Origin of the sequence: Streptomyces nodosus (assembly GCF_008704995.1) — a bacterium.
GTDB classification, from domain to species: Bacteria; Actinomycetota; Actinomycetes; order Streptomycetales; family Streptomycetaceae; genus Streptomyces; species Streptomyces nodosus.
The window spans coordinates 5,302,384-5,323,992 of the sequence record NZ_CP023747.1 but is presented as its reverse complement, the minus strand read 5'-3'; the positions used below and the strand labels follow the sequence as shown (position 1 = coordinate 5,323,992).

The following is a 21,609-nucleotide window of genomic DNA, read 5'->3' as shown; positions in this document are numbered from 1 at the left end:
GACGGACCCCGCCCGGCGTGATCGCCGGGCGGGGTCCGTGGTGAAGGATTCAGAAGGATTCAGGCCGTGGCCGGGCCGCTCGCCGGGGCCGAGGCGGTGTCCGCGCCCCCGTCGGCCGCCGCCTTGTCGCGCTCGTCCGCGGCTGCTCGGATGGAGCGCCAGGCCGACTCCGCGGCCTGCTGCTCCGCCTCCTTCTTGCTGCGGCCGGTGCCGGTGCCGTACGAGACGCCTCCGACGCGGGCGGCAGCAGTAAAGGTCTTCTCGTGGTCCGGGCCGGTCTCCGTGACCAGGTACTCGGGAACACCGAGCCCCTCGGTCGCGGTCAGCTCCTGGAGGCTGGTCTTCCAGTCCAGGCCGGCACCGAGATTCGAGGACTTCTCGATCAGCGGGTCGAACAGGCGGTGCACCAGCTCCCCCGCCGCCTCCAGACCCTGGTCGAGATAGACGGCGCCGATCACCGCTTCGAGGGTGTCGGCGAGAATGGATGCCTTGTCCCGGCCGCCTGTGCCCTCCTCGCCCCGGCCGAGCCGGATGAAGGAGCCGAGGTCGAGCCCGCGGCTCACCTCGGCGAGCGCACGCGAGTTGACCACCGCGGCCCGCAGCTTGGCCAGCTGGCCCTCGGGCAGGTCGGGGTGGGTGCGGTACAGCGTGTCGGTGACCACGAGACCGAGCACGGAGTCCCCGAGGAACTCCAGGCGCTCGTTCGTCGGCAGACCGCCGTTCTCGTACGCGTACGAGCGATGCGTCAGCGCACGCACCAGAAGGGCGGACTCGACCTGATAGCCGAGCCGCCCTTCCAGAAGCGTGTGGGACGAGGCTGTGTTGTCCGCCGGACCACCCCCGCCGCGACGGGGACCGTTCTTGGCGTCAGTCATCAGACCTCTCACCAGCCGCTCAGACCTCGAGGACCTGGCGCTTGTTGTAGGTGCCGCACGACGGGCACGCGATGTGCTGCTGCTTGGGCTCGTGGCAGCGCTCGCACGCAACCAGAGTGGGGACCGCAGCCTTCCACTGCGACCGGCGGTGGCGCGTGTTGCTGCGCGACATCTTCCGCTTCGGAACAGCCACGGCTACTTCTCCTGCTTCTCGTCGGCGCGTGCTGATCGAGGCGCGCCGCCGCTCATCTCGTCCTTATCGCCGGCTTCGAGTGAATCGGCGATTCCCTGCAGTGCCGCCCAACGGATGTCGACGGCGTCATGGTGGTGATCCGGGTCGTCCGTGAGCCGCGCTCCGCACTCGGAGCACAGGCCCAGGCAGTCTTCCTGGCACACCGGCTGCATCGGCAGTGCGAGCACCACCGCATCACGCAGCAGAGGTTCGAGGTCGAACAGGCCGTCCTCGAGGAAGAGCCTGTCCTCGTCGTCCTCGGCGTCGTCGTCGGGCTCCGTGCTGGCACGGCCCCGGTCGTCGGCGTCAGGGTACGAGAACAACTCCTGGAAGTCCGCTTCGAGCTCTTGCTCCAGCGGCTCCAGACACCTTACGCACTCCCCCTCGGCCGATGCACGGGCGGTGCCCGTGACGAGCACCCCGTCCATGACCGACTCGAGCCGGAGTCCGAGCTCCACCGGGGCGCCTTCCGGCACTCCGACGACACCCGCGACACCGAGGTCCTTCGGGGCGTCGACCGTGCGGGACAGGCGCCGCAGCGCACCAGGACGCCGCCCCAGCTCGTGCGTGTCGAACACGAGGGGGTTGCGGTGGTCGAGGCGGGCGTTCAGGGCCGTTCCTGCTTTCGGTCGTCGAGACTCGGAGGGGACGCTGTCCGCGGTGTTCCGGGCAGCGCTGATCGCGAAGGGTACGTGCGACCGAAGAGCCAGGATACTGGACGTTTCGCTCTCGGCCCAATCCGGTGCGCCGCCCGGCCCCCGCCGGCCGGGGCGCCCGGACCGCTCAGTGGCCGCCGCGCCCCTGCTCGTAGGCGCGCAGCTGCTCGGCGCTGATCATGCTGGTGTCGAAGAGGCTGGCCTCGTCCAGGTCGTTGCTCTGGGCGTACCCCTGCCCGGCCTGTCCCTGGTCGTACCCGCCCTGCTGGTCGTACGCCTGGGCCTGCGGGTAGGCGGCGTAGGGGTCGGCCTGCTGATAGCCGTAGGCGTCCTGCTGGGCGTAGGCCTGCTGATAGCCGTACTGGTCGGTCTGCTGATAGCCGTACGGGTCCTGCTGCTGGGCGTAGACCGGCTCGGCCTGCTGGGCCGGGACCGGGGTCTGCTGGACCGGGGGGACCCTGGTCGGGAGCTCCGGGGTGTGCGCCGGGGCCGCGGGGGCACCGGCCGGGGGGTCGGCCAGGGCCGCGAGGTCGGCCAGATAGTCGGCGTCGCTGGAGTGCTGGCGGGTCGTGGTGTCGTCCGCGAGCGCGCCGAGGTCGTCGGTGGCGATCCGGCCGTGCAGCTTCTGGCGGCCCTTGCCCACGGCATCCAGGGTCTTGGCGAGGACGGCCTCGAAGGCGCCGAGCTTGGCGTCCACATAGGCGTCCGCGTCGCGGCGCAGCGTCTCGGGGTCGTGGCTGCGCTCGGGGGCGTCCTCGTCCTCGTAACCGTGCTCGTCGAGGCCGGGGCCGGTGCCGAGGAGCTTCTCGCGGCCGCGGCCCACCGAGCCGAGGGTCTTGGTGAGGACGACCTCGAAGTTGGCGAGCTTGGAGTCGACGTAGTCGTCGGCCTCGGTGCGGACCTCCTCGGCCTCCTGGCGGGCCTCGGTCAGGATGCGGTCGGCCTCGTTCTGGGAGCGGCGGGCGACCTCCGTGTCGGAGATCAGGGAGCCGCGCTCGGCGTGCGCGCCCTCGATGATCCGCTCGGCCTCCTGACGGGCCCGCTCGACCATCTGCTCGCGGTCGCCGATCAGTTCCCGGGCCTGGGCCAGGGAGTCGGGCAGCTCCTCGCGCAGCTCCTCCAGCATCGAGAGCAGCTCGGCACGGTTGACCACGCACGACGCCGACATGGGCATCGACCGGGCGCCGGTGACCATCGCAACGATCTCGTCCAGCTTCTTCTGTACGTCCACCGTGTGCTCGCCACTCTCTACAGCTGTGTTGGAGACGGACGGCTCGACTGTACGACCACTCCCGTGCCGCCCGACACCGGGTGACGGACTCTCAGGTCACCGGGCGCCCGCCGAAGTCCCGCTCAGTCCTTCCTGAGGCGGCCGGTCAGGGCCTCCAGTACGGTCGGGGGCACCAGGTGGGAGACGTCTCCACCCCAGGCCGCGACCTCCTTGACCAGCGAGGACGAAAGGAAGCTGTAGGTGGGGTTGGTGGGCACGAACAGGGTCTCCACTCCGGAGAGGCCGTTGTTCATCTGGGCCATCTGGAGCTCGTAGTCGAAGTCGCTGACGGCGCGCAGGCCCTTGACGATGGCGGGGATGTCGCGCTCCTTGCAGAAGTCGACGAGAAGGCCGTGGAAGGCCTCCACCCGGACGTTCCCGAACTCGTGGGTGACCTGGCGGATCAGATCGATCCGCTCGTCGATCTCGAACAGGCCCTTCTTGGACTGGTTGATCATCACCGCGACATAGACCTCGTCGTACAGCTTGGAGGCACGGGCGATGATGTCGAGATGTCCATTGGTGATCGGGTCGAACGACCCGGGGCAGACGGCGCGGCGCACTTGTGATCCCTCGCTCTCAAGTCCGGTCATCGTGCGTCTTCGCACGTGGAGGCGGCGCGACCGTACCAAAACGTCCCTTCGCCGTAGCGACGGGACCGGAGCGCGTCGAAGCCGTCCGGCCATCGGAACTCCCCGCCTCTGGTGCTGCGCTCCACGGTGACGAGCGCATCGTCCGCGAGCCAGCCTCCCGAGCGGAGTGTGAGCAGAATCTCGCGAAGATCGCCGTCGGACACCGCGTAGGGCGGGTCCAGGAAGACCAGGTCGTACGGCCGGGCCGGCGGGGCGGTGTGAATGATCTGTTCCGCTTTGCCCGCCCTGACCTCGGCGCCCGGGAGCCCGAGCGCCCTGACGTTCTCCCGGACGGTGCGCACGGCCCGGGCGTCGGCCTCGACGAGCAGGGTGTGGCCGGCGCCGCGGGACAGCGCCTCCAGACCGACGGCGCCGGAACCGGCGTACAGGTCCAGGACGTGCTCGCCCTCCAGCGGTCCGCCCAGGAGGGACTGCCAGGTGGAGAAGAGGCCCTCGCGCGCACGGTCGGAGGTGGGACGGGTGCCGTTGCCCGGCGGCACGGCCAGACGGCGTCCGCCGGCCCGCCCGGCGATCACGCGGGTCATCTCTTCGGTCCTTGTCGGTGTGCGGTCGGTGCCCGGGGTCATGGGCCGGATGCCCTCAAGTCTCTCAGCCGGGGGAACCCCGGCGCGCGGCGCGTCCCCGCGCGAAGGACGCCCGATGCCCCTTCTCTCTCCCCGGAGCCGGCCCCGCTCCCCGTGAAGGGCCGGTGCCGGCTCACCCCTTGTCCAGGTACTGCTCCCGCTCCTCGTCCAGCAGGGCCTCCAGGGCGGTGCGCAGGCCGGGGAGGCGCTGAAGCTCCGGGTCGGCGGCGACCACCGCGGCAGCCTCCTCCCTGGCCTCGGCGATGATCTCCTCGTCGTCGATGACCGCGAGCATGCGCAGCGAGGAGCGGGCGCCGGACTGGGCCTGGCCGAGGACATCGCCCTCACGGCGCTGTTCGAGGTCGATCCGGGAGAGCTCGAAGCCGTCGAGGGTGGCCGCCACGGAGTTCAGCCGTGCGCGGGCCGCGCTCGCCTCCGGCATCTCGGTGACCAGCAGACACAGGCCGGGCGCCGAGCCACGGCCCACCCGGCCGCGCAGCTGGTGGAGTTGGGACACCCCGAAGCGGTCCGCGTCCATGATCACCATCGCGGTGGCGTTCGGCACGTTGACGCCGACCTCGATGACCGTGGTCGCGACCAGGACATCGGTCTCACCGGCGGCGAACCGGCGCATCACCGCGTCCTTGTCGTCCGGCTGCATCCGCCCGTGCAGCACCTCCACCCGCAGCCCCTTCAGCGGCCCCTCGGCAAAATGTCCGGCGACGTCGAGGACGGCGAGCGGGGGCCGCTTCTCCGCCTCGTCCTCGGGTGTCTTCTTCGCCTTCTTCGCGGCGGCCTCGTCGAGGTCGTCCCCGATCCGGGGGCAGACGACATACGCCTGATGGCCGCCCACGACCTCCTCGCGCACCCGCTCCCAGGCGCGCGCCAGGAAGTGCGGCTTGTCGGCGGCCGGCACCACATGGCTGGCGATCGGCGAACGCCCGGCCGGGAGCTGGTCCAGGACGGAGGTCTCCAGATCGCCGAAGACGGTCATGGCGACCGTACGGGGGATCGGGGTGGCGGTCATGACCAGCAGATGGGGCGGCTGCTTCCCCTTGCCGCGCAGGGCGTCCCGCTGCTCGACGCCGAAGCGGTGCTGTTCGTCCACGACCACCAGACCGAGGTCGTGGAAGCGCACCTTGTCCTCGATCAGCGCATGGGTGCCGATCACGATCCCGGCCTCGCCGGTGACCAGGTCGAGCAGCGCCTGCCGCCGCGCGGCCGCGCCCATGGACCCGGTGAGCAGCACCACCTTGGTGGCCCGCTCGGAGCCGCCCAGCATGCCTCCCTCGGCGAGCTCCCCCATCATCTCCACGATCGACCGGTGGTGCTGCTGGGCGAGCACCTCGGTGGGCGCGAGCATGGCGGCCTGTCCGCCCGCGTCCACGACGGCGAGCATGGCGCGCAGCGCCACCATGGTCTTGCCGCTGCCGACCTCGCCCTGGAGCAGCCGGTGCATCGGGTGTTCGGTCGCCAGGTCGTCGAAGATCTCCCCGGAGACCTTCCGCTGCCCCTCGGTGAGGGTGAAGGGGAGTCTCGCGTCGAAGGCCGTCAGCAGTCCGTCCGTGCCGGGGACCCGGGCCACCGCGGGGAGCTGGGCGTCGGCGTGGCGGCGGCGCGCCAGGGCGACCTGGAGCACGAAGGCCTCGTCCCATTTGAGGCGGGAGCGGGCGTCGGCGATGTCCGCCTTGGTGTGCGGGCGGTGGATCTTGAGAAGCGCCTCGGGCAGGGAGACCAGGCCCCTGCCGTCGCGCAGGGAGTCCGGCAGCGGGTCGATCGCCTCCTGGACGCTCGGCAGCACCGTCTGCACCGCCTTGGCGATCTTCCAGGACTCCAGCTTGGCGGTGGCCGGGTAGAGGGGGATCAGGGCGCCCGCCCAGCTGTCCACCGCCTGGGCGTCGTCCTCGCCGCGCAGCAGTTCGTAGGCGGGATGGGCCAGTTGGAGCCTGCGGTTGAAGACGGAGACCTTGCCGGCGAACAAGGCGCGGGTGCCGGGCAGCAGTTCCTTGTGGGGCTTGTGCACCCCGTTGCCGAAGAAGACCAGTTGGAGCCGGCCGCTGCCGTCGGTGATGGTGACTTCGAGACGCTGGCCCTTGCCCCGCGGCGCCTTGGACGAGGCGAAGGTGTGCAGGCGCGCGTCGGCGACCTGGGCGACCACCGTCGCATGCTCGTCCAGGGGGAGGTCGGCGAGGTGGGTGAGCTGGCCGCGCTCCTCGTATCTGCGCGGGTAGTGGTGGAGCAGGTCTCCGACGGTGTGCAGACCGAGGTGCTCGGCCATCACCTTGGCGGTGGCGGGGCCGAGCGTGTTCTTCAGCGGTTCTTCCAGAGCGTGCACGAGATCCATTGCACACCACGGCGCCGACAATCCCGTATACGTCTCCCAAATCCGCTGGTCAGCGGGGTGGCTCGGGCCCTAGGATGACCGGCGCCCGGCCCGTTCGCGGTCACCGCCCCACCGGAGCCGCCCGACCCCGCGCCGACGATCGTCCCCCACCCGCGGCGCCGTGACGATGGATTCCCAGAGCTCCCAGTCATCCCAGGCGTCCCAGTCGCCTCAGCCGTCCCAGTCACCTCAGCCACCTCATACGTTCCAGGTCGATCTGCGCGGCCTGGTCGATCTGCTCTCCCACCACCTCTATTCGAGCCCCAAGGTCTATCTGCGCGAGCTCCTCCAGAACGCGGTGGACGCGATCACCGCCCGCCGCGCCCTCCAGTCCGACGCACCGGCCAGGGTCCGGCTGTACGCGGACGGCGGGGCCCTGCGCGTGGAGGACTCGGGCATCGGGCTCACCGAGTCGGATGTGCACAGCCTCCTCGCCACCATCGGGCGCAGCTCGAAGCGCGGGGACGGCCTGCAGGAGGTCCGCTCGGACTTCCTGGGGCAGTTCGGCATCGGCCTGCTGGCGTGCTTCGTGGTCGCCGAGCGCATCCGGGTCGTCAGCCGCAGCGCCCGTACCCCCGACGCGCCGCCCGTGGAGTGGACGGCCCGCGACGACGGCTCCTATGTCGTACGGACCCTGCCGCCGGACGCCCGTCCGGAACCCGGCACCACCGTGCATCTGGTGGCGCGTCCCGGCGCCGGGGACTGGCTCTCCGAGGACCGGGTGCGGTCCCTGGCGAGGGACTTCGGGGCGCTGCTGCCGTACGACGTCCGGGTCGGCGACGAGGCGATCACGGATCTGCCGGCCCCCTGGGACCGCGCGTACCCGTCCCCCGGCTCCCGCCGGGTGGCCCTGGCGCGCCACTGCCATGAGCTGTTCGGTTTCACCCCGCTGGACTCGATCGACCTGTCGGTGCCGCTGGCCGGGATCCGCGGGGTGGCGTATGTGCTGCCGACCGCGGTCAGCCCCGCCCAGCGGGCGAGCCACCGGGTGCACCTCAAGGGCATGCTGCTCACCGAGCGGGCCGAACAGCTGCTGCCCGACTGGGCGTTCTTCGTGCGCTGTGTGCTCGACACGGACAGTCTGCGCCCCACCGCGTCGCGCGAGTCGCTCTACGAGGACGAGACGCTGGCGGCCGTGCGCGAGGCCCTCGGGGAGCGCATCCGGTCCTGGCTGACCGGGCTCGCGGCCGGTGACCCCGAGCGTCTCGCCGCGTTTCTGTCCGTGCACCATCTGGGCGTGAAGTCGCTCGCGCGGCACGACAAGGACATGCTGCGCACGATGCTGCCGTGGCTCCCCTTCGAGACCACGGACGGGCGGCTGTCCCTGGAGGAGTTCGCCCAGCGGCACCCGGTGGTGCACTTCACCCGGACCGTGGAGGAGTACCGGCAGGTGGCGCCGATCGCCTCGGCGCAGGGCGTCGGGGTGGTCAACGGCGGCTACACCTATGACAGCGAGCTGGTGGAGGCGCTGCCGTCGGTGCGCCCGGGGACGGTGGTCGCGGAGCTGGACGCGGACACCGTGACCGCGCATCTGGACTCCGTGGACCCGGCCGAGGAACTGGCGCTGTCCGCCTTCCTGGGCACCGCGCGCACCCGGCTCGACCCGCTGGGCTGCGATGTGGTGCTCCGGGCGTTCCACCCGCTGTCCGTCCCGGCGCTGCACCTGGACGACCGGGCGGCCCGTCATGAGCAGGCCCGGGCGGAGGCCGAGGAGCAGGCCGACGAGCTGTGGGCGGGGATCCTGGGGTCGCTGCGGGGCGGCGCGCCCCGCGCCCGTCTGGTCCTCAACCATCTCAACCCGCTGGTCCGCAGGATCAGCTCGTTGCGCGACCCGGAACTGATCGGCACCGCCGTCGAGTCCCTCTACGGGCAGGCTCTGCTGATGGCCCAGCGCCCGCTGCGGCCCGCCGACTCCGCGCTGCTGAACCGCGCGTTCATCGGCCTGCTCGAATGGGCCACCCACTCCGACTCCCCGAAGGACGGCTCCCGATGAGCCAGGTCATGGACTTCGACACGCTGCGCCAGGCGATGGCGGACAACTACGAGCAGCCCGAGGGCCCGGCGCGCAACGCGCGGGCGGAGCAGCTGCTCGTGGAGGCGGAGCGGCTCGGCATCCCGCTGGCCGTGATCGAGGCGCTCGGACACCAGCTGAAGGTCTACAACTACAGCTCCGAGAAGGACAAGATGTTCGTCCCCTTCGCGCGTCTGCTGCGCATGTGGGACGAGCGGCCCGAGGACTTCGACGCCTATGAGACCCACTCTCTGCACTGGGTCTTCAAGTGGATGACGGCGGGCATGCTGGGCCAGCCGCACATCCCGCTCGCCTCGGTGGAGAAGTGGCTCGGCGAGATGGAGCACCGCTACCGGCTGGCGGGCCACTCCGAACGCGCCGTGCGCAGCGCCGAGTTCAATGTCGCCGCGCACATCGGGGACCTGGAGCGGGCCGGACGGGCGTACACCGCGTGGCTGGCCGCGGACCGCGACGAGATGGCCGACTGTCATGCGTGCGAACTCCACGACCAGGGGTGGTGGCAGGCGCGCAGGGGCGAGGACGAGCAGGCGCTGGAGCTGTGGCGGCCGGTGCTGGAGGGCGAGTACGTCTGCGCCCATGAGCCGCACGCCGTACTGGCCTCCTCGCTGCTGCCGCTGGTGCGTCTGGGCCGCCCGGACGAGGCCCGGGCGCACCATCTGCGGGGCTTCCGGCTGGTGCGGGGCATGGAGAGCATGCGGGCCTCGTACGCGAACCATGTGGAGTTCTGCGCGCTGACCGGCAACGAGGCGCGTGGCCTCGAACTGCTGGCCGAGCGGCCGCTGTACTTCACGGACTCCGGGGAGCCGCGCAGCAAGCTGGACTTCCTGAGCGTGGTGGCCCTGCTCATGGACCGGCTGGTCGAGCTGGGCCTCGGCGACCGGCCGGTACCGGGTCCGGCCGGCCGGGAGTGGACCGCGGGGGAACTCGCCGTCCACGCGCGCACGGAGGCACTCGGTCTGGCCGCCCGCTTCGACGCGCGCAACGGCACCCCGTACATCGGGGAGCGCACCCGGGAGCGGATGGCGCAGCGTCCCCTGGTGGACCGGCTGCCGCTGGGCGTGCGGACGACGCGCACGGCACCCGTGGCGGCCCCGCCGGTGCCCGCGCCCGTCCGGGAGCGGGACCTGCCGGAGCTGCTCGCCGAGGCCCGGCGGCTGTCGGAGGCGCTGCACCCGGACGCGATGGAGGCATGGGCCGCGGTGGGGCGTGCCGCGGAGGGCCGGGAGCTGGACGCCCGGGACCGTGCGGAGCTGGTGGACCACGAGGCGATGAGCCGGGGTCCGGAAGGTGCGGCGTTCTTCGAGCAGGCCGCCGAGCTGTACGCCGCGGCGGGCGACCCTGGGGAGGCGCTGGCGGCTCGCGCGCGTGCCGCGTTCGTGCGGGCTCTGACGGGCGAGGCCGACGACGCGCTGGAGACGCTCACCGAGCTGCGGGAGCAGGCGCTCGCCCTCCGTGCGGCGGGCGGCACGGAGGTGCGGCAGACGGCGTCCGTGCTGGTCGGGCGGGCGCGTGTGCTGGTGCATCTGCTGCACGACGGGGACGGCTCCGCACCGGACGCCGAGGAGGCCGTGCGGGAGCTGCTGGCGTTCGCCGGTCCGCACACCGGCCAGGTGCGGCTCGCCTCCCGGTCCGCCGAGGCGAAGGCCATGCTCGGGGGGCTGGCGGTGCACTCCGGAGACGACGAGACGGGCGCCCGGCTGCTGGCGGAGGCGGCCGGGGAGTATGTGGCGGCGGGCCTGCCGTGGTTCGCGGTGGAGCACGAGGTGCAGCTGGCCCGGCTGGCGCGGGGGCTCGGTGACGCGGGGACGGCGCAGCGGGCGGCCCGCGCGGCGCTGGAGCACGGCCGGGAGCATCTGGAGCCGGTCGCCCAGGCGCAGCTGCATCTCCAGCTGGCGGACACGCTGGGCGACGCCGGGGAGTTCACGGAGGCCGCCGAGCACGCCCTGCACGCGGCGCACTGGGCGGACGAGGCCGGTCAGGCCGAGACGCTGGGCGCATGGGCGCGGCATCTGCTGGGCGGCTTCCTGCTGCGCCAGGGGCGCTTCGCGGAGGCGGCCGAGGTGCTGGAGTCGGCGCTGCCCGATCTGAGCGCCGAGACGCACGGCGACGGGGCTCTCGTGCAGACGCAGTGGTGGCTGGGCGACTGTCACACCGAGCTGGGCGAGCACCGGGCGGCGGCGGAACGGTGGCTGGAGGCCGCGGAGATCGCCCGGCACTGGCCGGAGCAGCGCGACCACGCGATGCTGGCCCATCTGGCCGCGGAGGCGCTGAGCCACGCCGAGCTGCCCGTGGAGGCGGACCGGGCCTATGCCCGCGCCGTCGACCTGTGGCGCGAGCTGGGCAACACCCACGGTCTGGTACGGGCCCTGCGCGCCCGGGCGTGGCTCGCGGCGCGACTCGAACCGGGCCAGGACCAGGGGCCCGGCCCGGCGGGCCTGGACGCGGCGCGGGAGCTGATGGCACAGGCGGCGCGGGAGTGCGCGTCCGCCTCCGCCGAGGCCGAGGACGCCGGTGCGCGTGACGCCCTGACCGGCGAACTCGGCCATTCGCACCGTCAGTTCGGCGAGCTGATCGCCCGGTCGGTCGGGGACGGCGCGGGCGAGGAGGAGATGCGCGCGGCCTTCGAGGAGGCGCTGGGGCATCTCACGGAGGCGATCGCGACCTTCGCGTCCCTCGGTGCGGAGGCCCTCGACCTCCGCACCGGCGCGGAGCTGGTGGCGGGCCGGCTGGAGGCCGACCTCAGCCGGCCGGACGCCGCGGCCGCACGCGCGCGTGCGGTGCTGTCGGCGTACGAGCACGAGGACGGCGCCTCGGAGACGGTCCGGGCCCGCCGCGAGGAGGCGGAACGCATGCGGGACCTGTGGGAGGCCTCCCACTGACGAACACCGGGTGCCCCACCCCTGTCCGGGGCACCCGGACCCCGCCTCGTACACCGGGCGGTGGCCTCGGGGTGGCTGCCACTGACCGGGGAGGCCAGGGGCGGGCCTCGGTGTGTGTCCTCGGGCTTGCGGCGGCGGTGGACCGGGGCACCGGCCGTGCGCCGGCCGCCGGGCAAGGGGTGCGGGGCGTCGGGGTGGTGGCCTATCCACCCGACGGTCTGCGCCCCCACCGGCGACACACGCCTGCCGGGCAGTCGCTACGGCGCCGCCGACCCAGCCATCGCCGACTCCGGGCCTGACGGAACACGTCAGGCCCGACCACTCGCCGCCCCGGGCACTCGCCGCCCCGGCCGGCAGCACCGTCCCTGGGCTCGCTCACCTTGCGGCCCGGGACATGTGTCCCCGGCCGACGGCCCGTGCCTCAGGGTGTCAGCCCCGCTCCCCCGCCGACCGCCCAGGTCCCGGCACGACGGGCGCAGTCCGACCCGGCGACTCATGCCCGTATCCGACAGGCACAGCCTGGCCCGGGACTCATGCCCGTGCTCGACAAGCACAGCCCGCCCCAGGGCCTCACGCCCGTGCTCGGCAGGCGCGGCCCGACCGGGGCTCATGCCTGCCCGGCGGGGTGCGCGGGGCCCCGGGTCACTCCACGCCGATGAGGAGGATGGGGCCCTGGCGGCCGCCTCGGTAGACCACGGTGTCCACCGCGAGGTAGGACGCGCGGACCCGGGACTCCAGGTGGTCGGCGACGCTGTCGGGGGCCTCGTCGCCGAGGACCAGGGTGACCATCTCGCCGCCGGCCGCGAGCATGCGGTCCAGGACCGTCTCGGCCGTCGCCGTGACGTCCGAGCCGATGACCGCGACATCGCCGTCGATCATGCCGAGCACATCGCCGGCCTGGCAGATGCCGGCCATCGTCCAGGACTGGCGTTCCGCGACGGCCACCTCGGCGTACCGGGTGGCGCCCGCCGCCGAGGTCATCGCCACCACGTCCTCGTCGAAGCGGCGCTCCGGCTCGTGCACGGCCAGCGCCGCGATGCCCTGCACCGCGGACCGGGTCGGGATCAGCGCCACCCGGACGCCCTCGGTGCGCGCCTGTTCGGCCGCGGCGGCCACGGTGTCGCGCAGATCCGCGTCGTTCGGCAACAGCACCACCTCCCGCGCATGCGCCCGCCGTACCGCCTCCACCAGTTCGCCGCTCGCCGGCGGCTCGCCGGCCCGGGCGAGCACGGTGGTCGCCCCGGCCTCCTGGTACAGCCCGGCCAGTCCCTCCCCCGGTACGACGGCCACCACCGCACGCTGGACCGGCTCGCGCCGCGGCCGTCCGGCACCGGCGGTGTGCGCGTCCCCGGCGGCGAAGTGGGTGATCCGAATGCGGTGGGGCCGCCCGGCCTCGACGCCCGCCTCCACGGCGGCACCCGCGTCGTCGACATGCACATGGACGTTCCACAGCCCGTCCCCGCCGACCACCACCAGGGAGTCCCCCAGCCCGTCGAGCCGCTCCCGCAGCCGCGCCACGGCCGTGTCGTCCGCCTCCAGGAGATAGATCACCTCGTACCCGGGCCCGCCCCCGCCCGCCGGAGGGTCGGCGCACTCCCCGGTGACGACGGACACGACGCCGTCCCCCCACGGGTGGACGGCGCGCCCCGGCCCGCCGGGAACCCCCGGGGCCTCCCCCGTCAGCGTCTCCACCAGGGCCGCGAGGACCACCACCAGGCCCCGGCCGCCCGCGTCGACCACACCGGCGCGCTCCAGCACCGCCAGCTGCCCGGGCGTGGCCGCGAGGGCCGCCCGGGCCCCCTCGTACGCCGCCCGCGCCACGGCGCCGCAGTCGTCCTCGGCCCCGGTGACCGCGTCCGCGGCGGCCGAGGCCACGCTCAGCACCGTGCCCTCCACGGGGTGCGCGACGGCTTCCCGTGCGGAGTCGGCCGCCCGCCGGAGCGCCAGCCGCAGCCCCTCGGCGGCCGGAGGAACGGTCCCCTCGTCGGCGGCGAGCACCTGCGCCATCCCACGCAGCAGCTGCGCCAGAATCGTCCCGGAGTTACCCCGGGCCCCGATGAGCGCGCCGTGCGCCATGGCCCGTACCGCGTCGGCGAGCGTCGGGCGCTGCGCGCCGCCCGCCTCGTATCCGGCGAAGACCGCCTCGACGGCCGCGGCGGCCGACTCCACGGTCAGATAGAGGTTCGTGCCGGTGTCCCCGTCGGCCACGGGATAGACATTGATCGCATCGATCTCCTCGCGCGCCCGCCCCAGCGCCTTGAGCGCGAGACCGCACCAGGCGCGCACCGCGAGGGCATCCAATGGCTGCGGCACCTGCGCCACCTGCGCCTCCTTGAGCTGCTGGACGTGTGACGCAGCGTAGCCCCAGAGCGGCTCCGGACCGGAAGAGGGCCGGGCGGCACCGGGCCCGGACCCGCGGGCGAGGAGCGTCGCGGGCCGGCGCGGGGGCCTCGGAAGCCCGTGGTAGTTTCATGGCACGGGTGCAGCCGTTGTATGCTGCTCCGGTTGGCCCGATCCAATCGGGCCTTTTCCCCCTGGCGGCGCCACTCAGGTCTACGATCTCGATCCCGGCGTGCCGGGATCAACCGTAAGTGCATCTGAAGTCTTTGGAGTGACCCGTGGCTGCCAACTGCGACGTCTGCGGCAAGGGGCCGGGCTTCGGCAACAACATCTCGCACTCGCACCGCCGTACGTCCCGCCGCTGGAACCCGAACATCCAGCGTGTGCGTACCGTGGTCGGCGGGACGCCGAAGCGCGTGAACGCCTGCACCTCGTGCATCAAGGCCGGCAAGGTCTCGCGCTGACGCTTCCCCCGAGGGATCCTCGTAGGCGCGCGGCCATCGCTGGTTCGCTGGAGAAAGCCGGTCCATGAAAGTGGACCGGCTTTCTGCTGTGCCCGCGCGGCCCCGGCCCGGCGGGATCCGCGGCCGCCGTCGGCAAGAGGTACCGGCAGCAGGAACCGGCGGCATGAGCAGGGCTCGGGGCGGGGCGCCCCAGGCCGGACGGGGGCGACGCGTGTCCGCCGTCTCCGCCCGTGGCCGGGTGAGCACCCCGCCCCGGCCTGCTACGACTCGATGCCCCCGAAGTGGTCCCAGCCACCCTTGCTGGTCCAGGGCGCCCCGTCGACCGTCACCTGCGGCAGTGCCGACGGATGGAGCACCTCGCCGATCACCCTCCAGCGGGCCGGCAGCTTCACGTCCGGCGGGAAGGCCGCCACGATCGCATGGTCCTCACCGCCGGTGAGCACCCACTGGAGAGGGTCGACGCCCACGGCCTGCCCGATGTCGTTCATCTGGGACGGGATGTCCATGGCGCCGGAGCGGATGTCGATCTGCACCTTGCTCGCCTCCGCGATGTGCCCGAGATCCGCGATCAGTCCGTCACTGACGTCGCACATCGCGGTCGCGCCGAGCCCCGCGGCGGCCGGGCCCGCGTGGTAGGGCGGCTCGGGGCGCCGGTGCGCCTCGACGAAGGCGCGCGGTGAGCGGAAGCCGCGGGAGAGCACCGCGTGCCCGGCCGCGGACCAGCCCAGCCAGCCGGTGACGGCGACCACATCGCCGGGCCGGGCGCCGGCCCGGGTGACCGGCTCGTGGTTGCGCAGATCGCCGAGGGCGGTGATCGAGATCATGATGGTGTCGCCGCGTACGACATCACCGCCGACCACGGCCGCCCCCGCCACCTGGCACTCGTCGCGCAGCCCGTCCATCAGCTCGGTGGGCCAGGCGACCGCCAGATCGGCGGGGACGACAAGACCGAGCAGCAACGCGGTGGGCACGGCCCCCATCGCGGCGATGTCCGCGAGGTTCTGCGCGGCCGCCTTGCGCCCCACGTCGTACGCCGTCGACCAGTCGCGGCGGAAGTGCCGGCCCTCCAGAAGGATGTCGGTGCTCGCCACCACCCTGCGGTCGGGCGCGGCCACCACCGCGGCATCGTCGCCGGGGCCGATCCGGACCGCCGGGTTGGTGGTGAGCCGGGAGGTGAGCTCTCTGATGAGCCCGAACTCGCCCAGCTCGCCCACGGTGCCCTTCATCGTCGTGCATCCCCTTCTGTTCCCCGCGGCGCCCGGTCGCGAGCCCTCGTCGTCCTCGGTACGGTCGAGTCGACCGTCAACTTGTGTCGTCGGCGTTCCCCGGCGTTCAGGCCACTGCCCCCGCGGGTCTCCCCGTGGCGAGCTGCGACGCGATACCGTGGCGTCCCTTTCTCACCCATGATCCTCGTGGCCGCCCTGGAGGTTCCGTGGTACAGGCGTACATCCTGATCCAGACGGAGGTCGGCAAGGCGTCGGCCGTCGCCGAGACGATCAGCAGGATCCCCGGTGTCATCCAGGCCGAGGACGTGACGGGTCCCTATGACGTCATCGTCCGCTCCCAGGCCGACACCGTCGACGAACTCGGCCGCATGGTGGTCGCCAAGGTCCAGCAGGTGGAAGGCATCACCCGCACCCTCACCTGCCCGATCGTGCACCTGTAGCCCCCGTCTACGCTGGGCCGGTGCACTCTTTCCGTCACCGGCTCCTCGGTCTGCCCGCCCTCGCCCTGCTGATCGCCGCGGCGGGCTGTTCCTCGGGCGACGCCACCGCGTCGACCGCGGTTCCCAGCCCGGACACGAAGGTCGCCGGGCTGTGCCGGAACCTGGACAAGGTGCTGCCGCGGACGGTGGACGGCCTCGACCGGAAGGATCCGGAGCCCCCCTCCGCGCTGACGGCGGGCTGGGGAAGTCCGGCGATCATACTGCGCTGCGGTGTCGCACAGCCGCCGAAGATGACCGACCCGAAGGTGGCCCGGGGTGACGACCCGACCTCGGTCGGGGGCGAGGTGGACGGCGTCGGCTGGCTGATGGAGAAGCAGAGCGACGGCTCGTACCGTTTCACCACGACGCTGCGCCAGGCCTATGTCGAGGTGACCCTGCCCGAGGAGCGGGCCGACGACGGCGCGTCCGTGCTCGTCGACCTGGCCCCGGCCGTGAAGAGGGCGATCCCCGAAGGGATCGCCCTCTGAGCCCCTGAGTCCGACCCGTCCTCAGCGCAGCCCGGTCGACCGCCGCAGCGCCGCCTCGAGCAGACGGTCCACCAATTCCCCGTAGCTGACCCCGCTCGCCTGCCACATCTGCGGGTACATGGAGATCGGCGTGAAACCGGGCATCGTGTTGATCTCGTTGATCACGAACTCCCCGTCGTCGGCGAGGAAGAAGTCCGCGCGCACCAGGCCCTCGCAGGAAGCCGCCTCGAACGCCTCCACCGCGAGCCGCTGGACCTCGGCGGTCTGTTCCTCGGTCAGCGGCGCGGGCACCAGACCGGGCGTGGAGTCGATGTACTTCGCCTCGAAGTCGTAGTACGCGTGCGCGTCCGGCGGCGGGATCTCGGCGGGCACCGAGGCGCGCGGCCCGTCCTCGAACTCCAGGACACCGCACTCGATCTCGCGGCCGCGCACCGCGGCCTCCACCAGGACCTTGGGGTCGTGCCGCCGGGCCTCCTCGACCGCCTCGTCGAGGCCCGAGAGGTCGTCGACCTTGGTGATGCCGATCGACGAGCCCGCGCGCGCGGGCTTCACGAACAGCGGCCAGCCGTGCTCCCCGGCGAAGTCGACGATCTTCTTCCGGGCGCCGGCCCGGTCGCGCTCCCACTCGCGCGGCCGGATCACCAGGTAGGGGCCGACCCTCAGCCCGAACGAGGTGAACACCCGCTTCATGTACTCCTTGTCCTGGCCGACGGCCGAGGCGAGGACACCGGCGCCCACATAGGGGACACCGGACAGCTCCAGCAGACCCTGGAGGGTGCCGTCCTCCCCGTAGGGGCCGTGCAGCACCGGGAAGACGACGTCGACCTCGCCCAGCGCCTTGGGCACCGAACCGGGCTCGCTGTAGACGACTTCGCGGTTGGCCGGGTCGACGGGCAGCACGACCGCGCCCTCCTGGGACTCGGTGAGTTCCTCGACCTCGGGCGTACGGCGGTCGGTGATCGCCATGCGCTCGGGTTCGTCGGCGGTGAGCGCCCAACGGCCGTCCCGGGTGATGCCGATCGGCAGGACGTCGTACTTCGTCCGGTCGATGGCGCGCAGCACGGCACCCGCCGTGACGACGGAGATCCCGTGTTCGGAGCTGCGGCCGCCGAAGACGACGGCGACACGCGGCTTGCGAGGCGGCTGCTCAGGGCTCTGGGGGAGGTTCTCGGTGCTCATATCGCGTTGAGAGTACCTGGAGGCCGCGCCCGGACACAGCGTCCGCCCCCGTGAGTGGGCCGAAGGGACGCGCGGGCGGAGCCGGGCGTCGGCTACGACGACGGCGCCGGGACCCCGGCACGAGCGCGCCCCGCCGGCCCGGACCCCCCGAGGGGAGAACGGGCCGGCGGGCAGCGGGTGCTCAGCGTCGTTCCGGCTTCGCGCTGCGCGACATCAGTTCCTTCAGCGCGGCCACCGGCGAGGTGCCCTCGTGGACGATGCCGACCACGGTCCTGGTGATGGGCATGTCGACACCGTGCCTGCGGGCCAGATCCAGCACGGACTCACAGGACTTGACGCCCTCGGCGGTCTGCCGGGTGACCGCGATGGTCTCCTCCAGCGTCATGCCCTTGCCCAGATTGGTGCCGAAGGTGTGGTTGCGCGACAGCGGCGAGGAGCAGGTGGCCACCAGGTCGCCGAGGCCCGCGAGCCCGGAGAAGGTCAGCGGGTCGGCACCCATGGCGAGTCCGAGCCGGGTGGTCTCGGCGAGCCCGCGGGTGATCAGCGAGCCCTTGGCGTTGTCGCCGAGCCCCATGCCGTCGGCGATGCCGACCGCCAGGCCGATGACGTTCTTGACCGCACCGCCGAGTTCGCAGCCGACCACATCGGTGTTGGTGTAGGGCCGGAAGTACGGCGTGTGACAGACGGCCTGGAGCCGGCGGGCGACGTCCTCGTCGGTGGCGGCGACCACGGCGGCGGCCGGCATACGAGCGGCGATCTCCCGGGCCAGATTGGGTCCGGTGATCACGGCCACGCGCTCCGGACCGACCTTGGCGACATCCTCGATCACCTCGCTCATCCGCATGGCGGAGCCCAGTTCGACGCCCTTCATCAGGGAGACGAGGATCGTCCCGGGCGCGAGCAGGGGCGTCCACTCGGCGAGGTTCTCGCGCAGGGTCTGCGAGGGGACCGCGAGTATCGTGAAGTCGGCGTCCCGCGCGGCCTCGGCGGGGTCCGTGGTGGCCCTCAGATTCCCGGGAAGCTCGACGCCCGGCAGGTAGTCCGGGTTCGTACGGGTGGAGTTGACCGCCTCGACGAGTCCGGCCCGCCGCGCCCAGAGGGTGACCTCGCAGCCGGCGTCGGCGAGCACCATGCCGAAGGCCGTCCCCCACGATCCCGTTCCGAACACGGCCACCTTGACCGGCTTGCTCACTGGCCCTGCCCCTCCTTCTCCCGTTCCTGCTCCTGTGCGGCACTCCGGCGGCGCTGCTCGATGCGCACCTCGCGCGGGTCGAACGGCTTCTCGGGCGCCTTCTCGCCGCGGATCTCCTCCAGCAGGCGCGTGATGGCGGCCATGATGGTCTCCGTCGCCTCCTTCAGCAGCTCCGGAGTCATCTCCCGGTCGTAGAAGCGCGTGAGGTCGACGGGCGGACCCGCGAGCACATGGTGCGTCTTGCGCGGCAGCAGCTTCGGCTTCTTGGCGTAGGCCGGCAGCAGTTCATTGGCGCCCCACTGGGCGACGGGGATCACCGGGCACCTGGTCTGCAGGGCGACCCGGGCCGCACCGGTCTTGCCGGTCATGGGCCAGCCGTCCGGATCGCGGGTGAGGGTGCCCTCGGGGTAGAAGGCGACGCACTCGCCGCGCTCCACGGCATCGATCGCGGCCCGGAAGGCGCTGAGGGCGTCCGTGCTCTCGCGGTAGACGGGGATCTGCCGGGTTCCGCGCATCGCGGCACCGACCAGTCCCTTCCTGAACAGACCGCTCTTCGCGAGGAAACGGGGAACGCGTCCGGTGTTGTACTGATAGTGGGCGTAGGCGAACGGATCCGCATGGGAATTGTGGTTCACCGCGGTGATGAATCCACCCTCGGCCGGAATGTTCTCCATTCCGCGCCAGTCCCGCTTGAGCAGAACCACCAACGGCGGTTTGCAGAGGACCGCTGCGAAGCGGTACCAGAAGCCGATTCTGCGGCGGGGCACGCGGACACCTTCCTCTAGGGACCGGCACAAGGCCTGGCACCGGGGGTTGTGGGCCGCACAAGTGTCGCCCCGGGCCGCCCGTCTGTCGAGAACACCGTACGCCTCGCCGTGCCGTCGTCCGGGCGGGCCGTCACGCGTCACCGGAGGAACCGGGTGACAATGGACGCGACAACAAGGGGGCGGAGCACTCGTGCAGTGGACTGTGGTCGTACCCGTGAAAGCCCTGGCGCGGGCCAAGAGCAGGCTCTCGGACACCGCGGCGGACGGTCTGCGTCCGGGACTCGCTCTCGCCTTCGCCCAGGACACGGTGACAGCGGTGCTCGACTGTGCCGCGGTGCGGGATGTGGCGGTCGTCACGGACGATCCGCTCGCCGGACGCGAGCTGGCGGCCCTGGGCGCGGGCATCGTGCCGGACGAGCCCGGCGACGGTCTGAACGCCGCGCTCACCCATGCCGCGGCAGTCGTACGGCGACGGCGCCCGAACGGCGCGGTGGCGGCGCTCAACGCCGATCTCCCGGCGCTGCGCACCGCGGAATTGGCCCGGGTGCTCGAGGCCGCGACCGAATTCCCGCGCGCTTTTCTGCCCGACACCGCCGAAATCGGTACGACGCTGCTCACCGCCGCCCCGGGCCGGGAATTGCAGCCCGTTTTCGGTGTCGATTCGCGCGTACGGCACCGCGCCTCGGGAGCCGTGGAACTCGCGCTGGACGCGGTGGATTCCGTTCGCCAGGACGTGGACACCGGGGACGATCTGCGCGCGGCACTGGCCCTGGGCGTCGGCCCCCATACCGCGGCGGCGGCCGCCCGACTCCTGATCCCGGGCCACCGGCCCGACTGACGTCCCGGCCCGGGGAGCCGTGCGCGGCGGTCGATAGGCTGCCGTCATGCAGGCGACCGCGTACACCTACGACCCCGAGACGCGCACCGGTCAGGTGCTGCTCGACGACGGCACCCCCGTCCCCTTCGACGCGCAGGCGTTCGACGCCGGTGGGCTCCGGCTGCTGCGCCCGGGGCAGCGGGTGCGGATCGAGACGGAGGGCGAGGGCGCGGCCCGCCGGATCACGCTGGTGACCCTGCACACCTTCTGAGCCGCGCACGGACGTCCCGGCAACGCGGCTGAGTGCGGTGCCCGGGGGCAGCTCCCAGCGGTGGCCGCGGAAGCGTCGCGGGCCCGGCAGCCACAGTCGAACAGGCCCCGGGTCCCCGGACACACCGCGGGCCGGGCTCCCCCTGGGAGCCCGGCCCGGCGCGTGAGTGCCCGTGTACGCCCCGTCTACCTGCGGGCGGTGGTCTTCTTGGCGGTGGTCTTCCGGGCCGTCGACTTCTTGGCCGGGGCCTTCTTCGCCGGAGCCTTCTTGGCCGCCGCCTTCTTGGCGGTGGTCTTCTTCGCCGTGGTCTTCTTCGCGGCCGCGGTGGTCTTCTTCACCGCCGCCTTCTTCGCGGTGGTCTTCTTCGCGGCGGCCGTGGTCTTCTTCACCGCCGCCTTCTTCGCGGTGACCTTCTTCGCGGGCGCCGCCTTCCTGGCGGTGGTCTTCTTCGCCGCGGCCTTCTTGACGGTGGCGGCCGCTCCGCCCGAGAGGCTGCCCTTGGGCGCCTTCTTGACGGCGACCTCGCCGCCGCGGGGGAGCTTCTTGGTGCCACTGACCAGGTCCTTGAAGCCCTGTCCTGCGCGGAAGCGCGGCACAGAGGTCTTCTTGACCCGAACCCGCTCTCCCGTCTGCGGGTTACGGGCGTAACGGGCCGGACGCTCGACCTTCTCGAACGAACCGAAGCCGGTGACCGAGACCCGGTCGCCTCCGACGACCGCGCGGACGATCGCGTCCAGGACCGCGTCGACAGCATCGGCAGCCTGCTGGCGGCCGCCCATCTTGTCGGCAATCGCTTCTACGAGCTGCGCCTTGTTCACGTCTTCCCCTTCGGAGACATCGCCA

General features: G+C 72.5%; 20 protein-coding genes. 7 read left to right on the top strand and 13 right to left on the bottom strand.

From position 1 onward, the window contains the following. Positions 1–59 precede the first annotated feature (59 nt). The 7 genes from rnc to recG all read right to left on the bottom strand — a co-directional run bounded on the left by rnc (position 60) and on the right by recG (position 6,593). Positions 60–875, bottom strand: coding sequence for a ribonuclease III (rnc, locus tag CP978_RS24055; protein ID WP_043444176.1), 816 nt, complete (start codon positions 873–875; stop codon positions 60–62). Positions 876–894: 19 nt separating this feature from the next. Then, positions 895–1,068 (bottom strand): 50S ribosomal protein L32, encoded by a 174-nt coding sequence (rpmF, locus tag CP978_RS24050; protein ID WP_003951102.1) that lies wholly within the window; start codon positions 1,066–1,068, stop codon positions 895–897. A 2-nt stretch (positions 1,069–1,070) separates the two neighbouring features. Next, positions 1,071–1,718 (bottom strand): YceD family protein, encoded by a 648-nt coding sequence (locus CP978_RS24045; RefSeq protein ID WP_043444174.1) that lies wholly within the window; start codon positions 1,716–1,718, stop codon positions 1,071–1,073. A gap of 172 nt (positions 1,719–1,890) precedes the next feature. Next, positions 1,891–2,994, bottom strand: coding sequence for a F0F1 ATP synthase subunit B (locus CP978_RS24040; protein ID WP_043444172.1), 1,104 nt, complete (start codon positions 2,992–2,994; stop codon positions 1,891–1,893). A 122-nt stretch (positions 2,995–3,116) separates the two neighbouring features. Beyond that, complete coding sequence (gene coaD, locus CP978_RS24035; protein WP_043444169.1) at positions 3,117–3,596, bottom strand: pantetheine-phosphate adenylyltransferase; 480 nt, start codon at positions 3,594–3,596, stop codon at positions 3,117–3,119. A 26-nt stretch (positions 3,597–3,622) separates the two neighbouring features. Beyond that, positions 3,623–4,210 carry a 16S rRNA (guanine(966)-N(2))-methyltransferase RsmD gene (rsmD, locus tag CP978_RS24030; protein ID WP_043444167.1) on the bottom strand — a complete coding sequence of 196 codons (588 nt, stop codon included), beginning with the start codon at positions 4,208–4,210 and terminating at the stop codon, positions 3,623–3,625. Positions 4,211–4,382: 172 nt separating this feature from the next. After that, on the bottom strand, positions 4,383–6,593 hold the full coding sequence (recG, locus tag CP978_RS24025; RefSeq protein WP_043444165.1) for an ATP-dependent DNA helicase RecG: 2,211 nt from the start codon (positions 6,591–6,593) through the stop codon (positions 4,383–4,385). Between the two features lie 166 nt (positions 6,594–6,759). On the opposite strand from recG, the gene CP978_RS24020 reads away from it, so the two are divergent. Together CP978_RS24020 and CP978_RS24015 are read left to right on the top strand one after the other, a co-directional pair. After that, complete coding sequence (locus tag CP978_RS24020; protein ID WP_043444163.1) at positions 6,760–8,625, top strand: HSP90 family protein; 1,866 nt, start codon at positions 6,760–6,762, stop codon at positions 8,623–8,625. Then, the gene (locus CP978_RS24015) at positions 8,622–11,543 is read left to right on the top strand and encodes a tetratricopeptide repeat protein (RefSeq protein ID WP_043444161.1); all 2,922 of its coding nucleotides are present in this window, start codon (positions 8,622–8,624) and stop codon (positions 11,541–11,543) included. Before CP978_RS24020 ends, CP978_RS24015 begins: the two co-directional genes overlap by 4 nt. Before the next feature lie 642 nt (positions 11,544–12,185). Here the strand turns inward: CP978_RS24015 and CP978_RS24010 are convergent. Beyond that, complete coding sequence (locus CP978_RS24010) at positions 12,186–13,865, bottom strand: DAK2 domain-containing protein (protein ID WP_043444159.1); 1,680 nt, start codon at positions 13,863–13,865, stop codon at positions 12,186–12,188. Between the two features lie 296 nt (positions 13,866–14,161). On the opposite strand from CP978_RS24010, the gene rpmB reads away from it, so the two are divergent. Further along, entirely contained in the window at positions 14,162–14,347 is a 186-nt protein-coding gene (gene rpmB / locus CP978_RS24005; RefSeq protein ID WP_003993230.1) for a 50S ribosomal protein L28, read from the top strand. Between the two features lie 260 nt (positions 14,348–14,607). On the opposite strand, the gene CP978_RS24000 is transcribed toward rpmB, so the two are convergent. Further along, positions 14,608–15,573, bottom strand: coding sequence for a thiamine-phosphate kinase (locus CP978_RS24000; RefSeq protein WP_043444157.1), 966 nt, complete (start codon positions 15,571–15,573; stop codon positions 14,608–14,610). A 206-nt stretch (positions 15,574–15,779) separates the two neighbouring features. Between CP978_RS24000 and CP978_RS23995 the strand changes: the two genes are divergently transcribed. Together CP978_RS23995 and CP978_RS23990 are read left to right on the top strand one after the other, a co-directional pair. Next, the gene (locus CP978_RS23995) at positions 15,780–16,013 is read left to right on the top strand and encodes an Lrp/AsnC family transcriptional regulator (RefSeq protein ID WP_043444154.1); all 234 of its coding nucleotides are present in this window, start codon (positions 15,780–15,782) and stop codon (positions 16,011–16,013) included. A 20-nt stretch (positions 16,014–16,033) separates the two neighbouring features. After that, positions 16,034–16,540, top strand: coding sequence for a DUF3515 domain-containing protein (locus CP978_RS23990; protein ID WP_043444152.1), 507 nt, complete (start codon positions 16,034–16,036; stop codon positions 16,538–16,540). Between the two features lie 21 nt (positions 16,541–16,561). On the opposite strand, the gene CP978_RS23985 is transcribed toward CP978_RS23990, so the two are convergent. The 3 genes from CP978_RS23985 to CP978_RS23975 form a co-directional block, all read right to left on the bottom strand. After that, positions 16,562–17,719 carry a D-alanine--D-alanine ligase family protein gene (locus CP978_RS23985; RefSeq protein ID WP_043444150.1) on the bottom strand — a complete coding sequence of 386 codons (1,158 nt, stop codon included), beginning with the start codon at positions 17,717–17,719 and terminating at the stop codon, positions 16,562–16,564. A gap of 181 nt (positions 17,720–17,900) precedes the next feature. Further along, entirely contained in the window at positions 17,901–18,911 is a 1,011-nt protein-coding gene (locus CP978_RS23980) for an NAD(P)H-dependent glycerol-3-phosphate dehydrogenase (protein ID WP_043444148.1), read from the bottom strand. After that, entirely contained in the window at positions 18,908–19,678 is a 771-nt protein-coding gene (locus CP978_RS23975; RefSeq protein WP_043444147.1) for a lysophospholipid acyltransferase family protein, read from the bottom strand. The genes CP978_RS23980 and CP978_RS23975 overlap by 4 nt, the downstream gene beginning before the upstream one ends. A gap of 190 nt (positions 19,679–19,868) precedes the next feature. Here CP978_RS23975 and cofC point away from each other — a divergent pair, with 190 nt between their 5' ends. Next, positions 19,869–20,516, top strand: a complete 648-nt coding sequence (gene cofC, locus CP978_RS23970) for a 2-phospho-L-lactate guanylyltransferase (protein ID WP_043444144.1) — start codon at positions 19,869–19,871, stop codon at positions 20,514–20,516. 46 nt (positions 20,517–20,562) lie between these two features. Continuing rightward, positions 20,563–20,766 (top strand): hypothetical protein, encoded by a 204-nt coding sequence (locus CP978_RS23965; protein WP_043444143.1) that lies wholly within the window; start codon positions 20,563–20,565, stop codon positions 20,764–20,766. A 185-nt stretch (positions 20,767–20,951) separates the two neighbouring features. Here CP978_RS23965 and CP978_RS23960 read toward each other — a convergent pair whose 3' ends face one another. Further along, the gene (locus CP978_RS23960; protein WP_043444141.1) at positions 20,952–21,584 is read right to left on the bottom strand and encodes an HU family DNA-binding protein; all 633 of its coding nucleotides are present in this window, start codon (positions 21,582–21,584) and stop codon (positions 20,952–20,954) included. Positions 21,585–21,609: the final 25 nt, after the last annotated feature.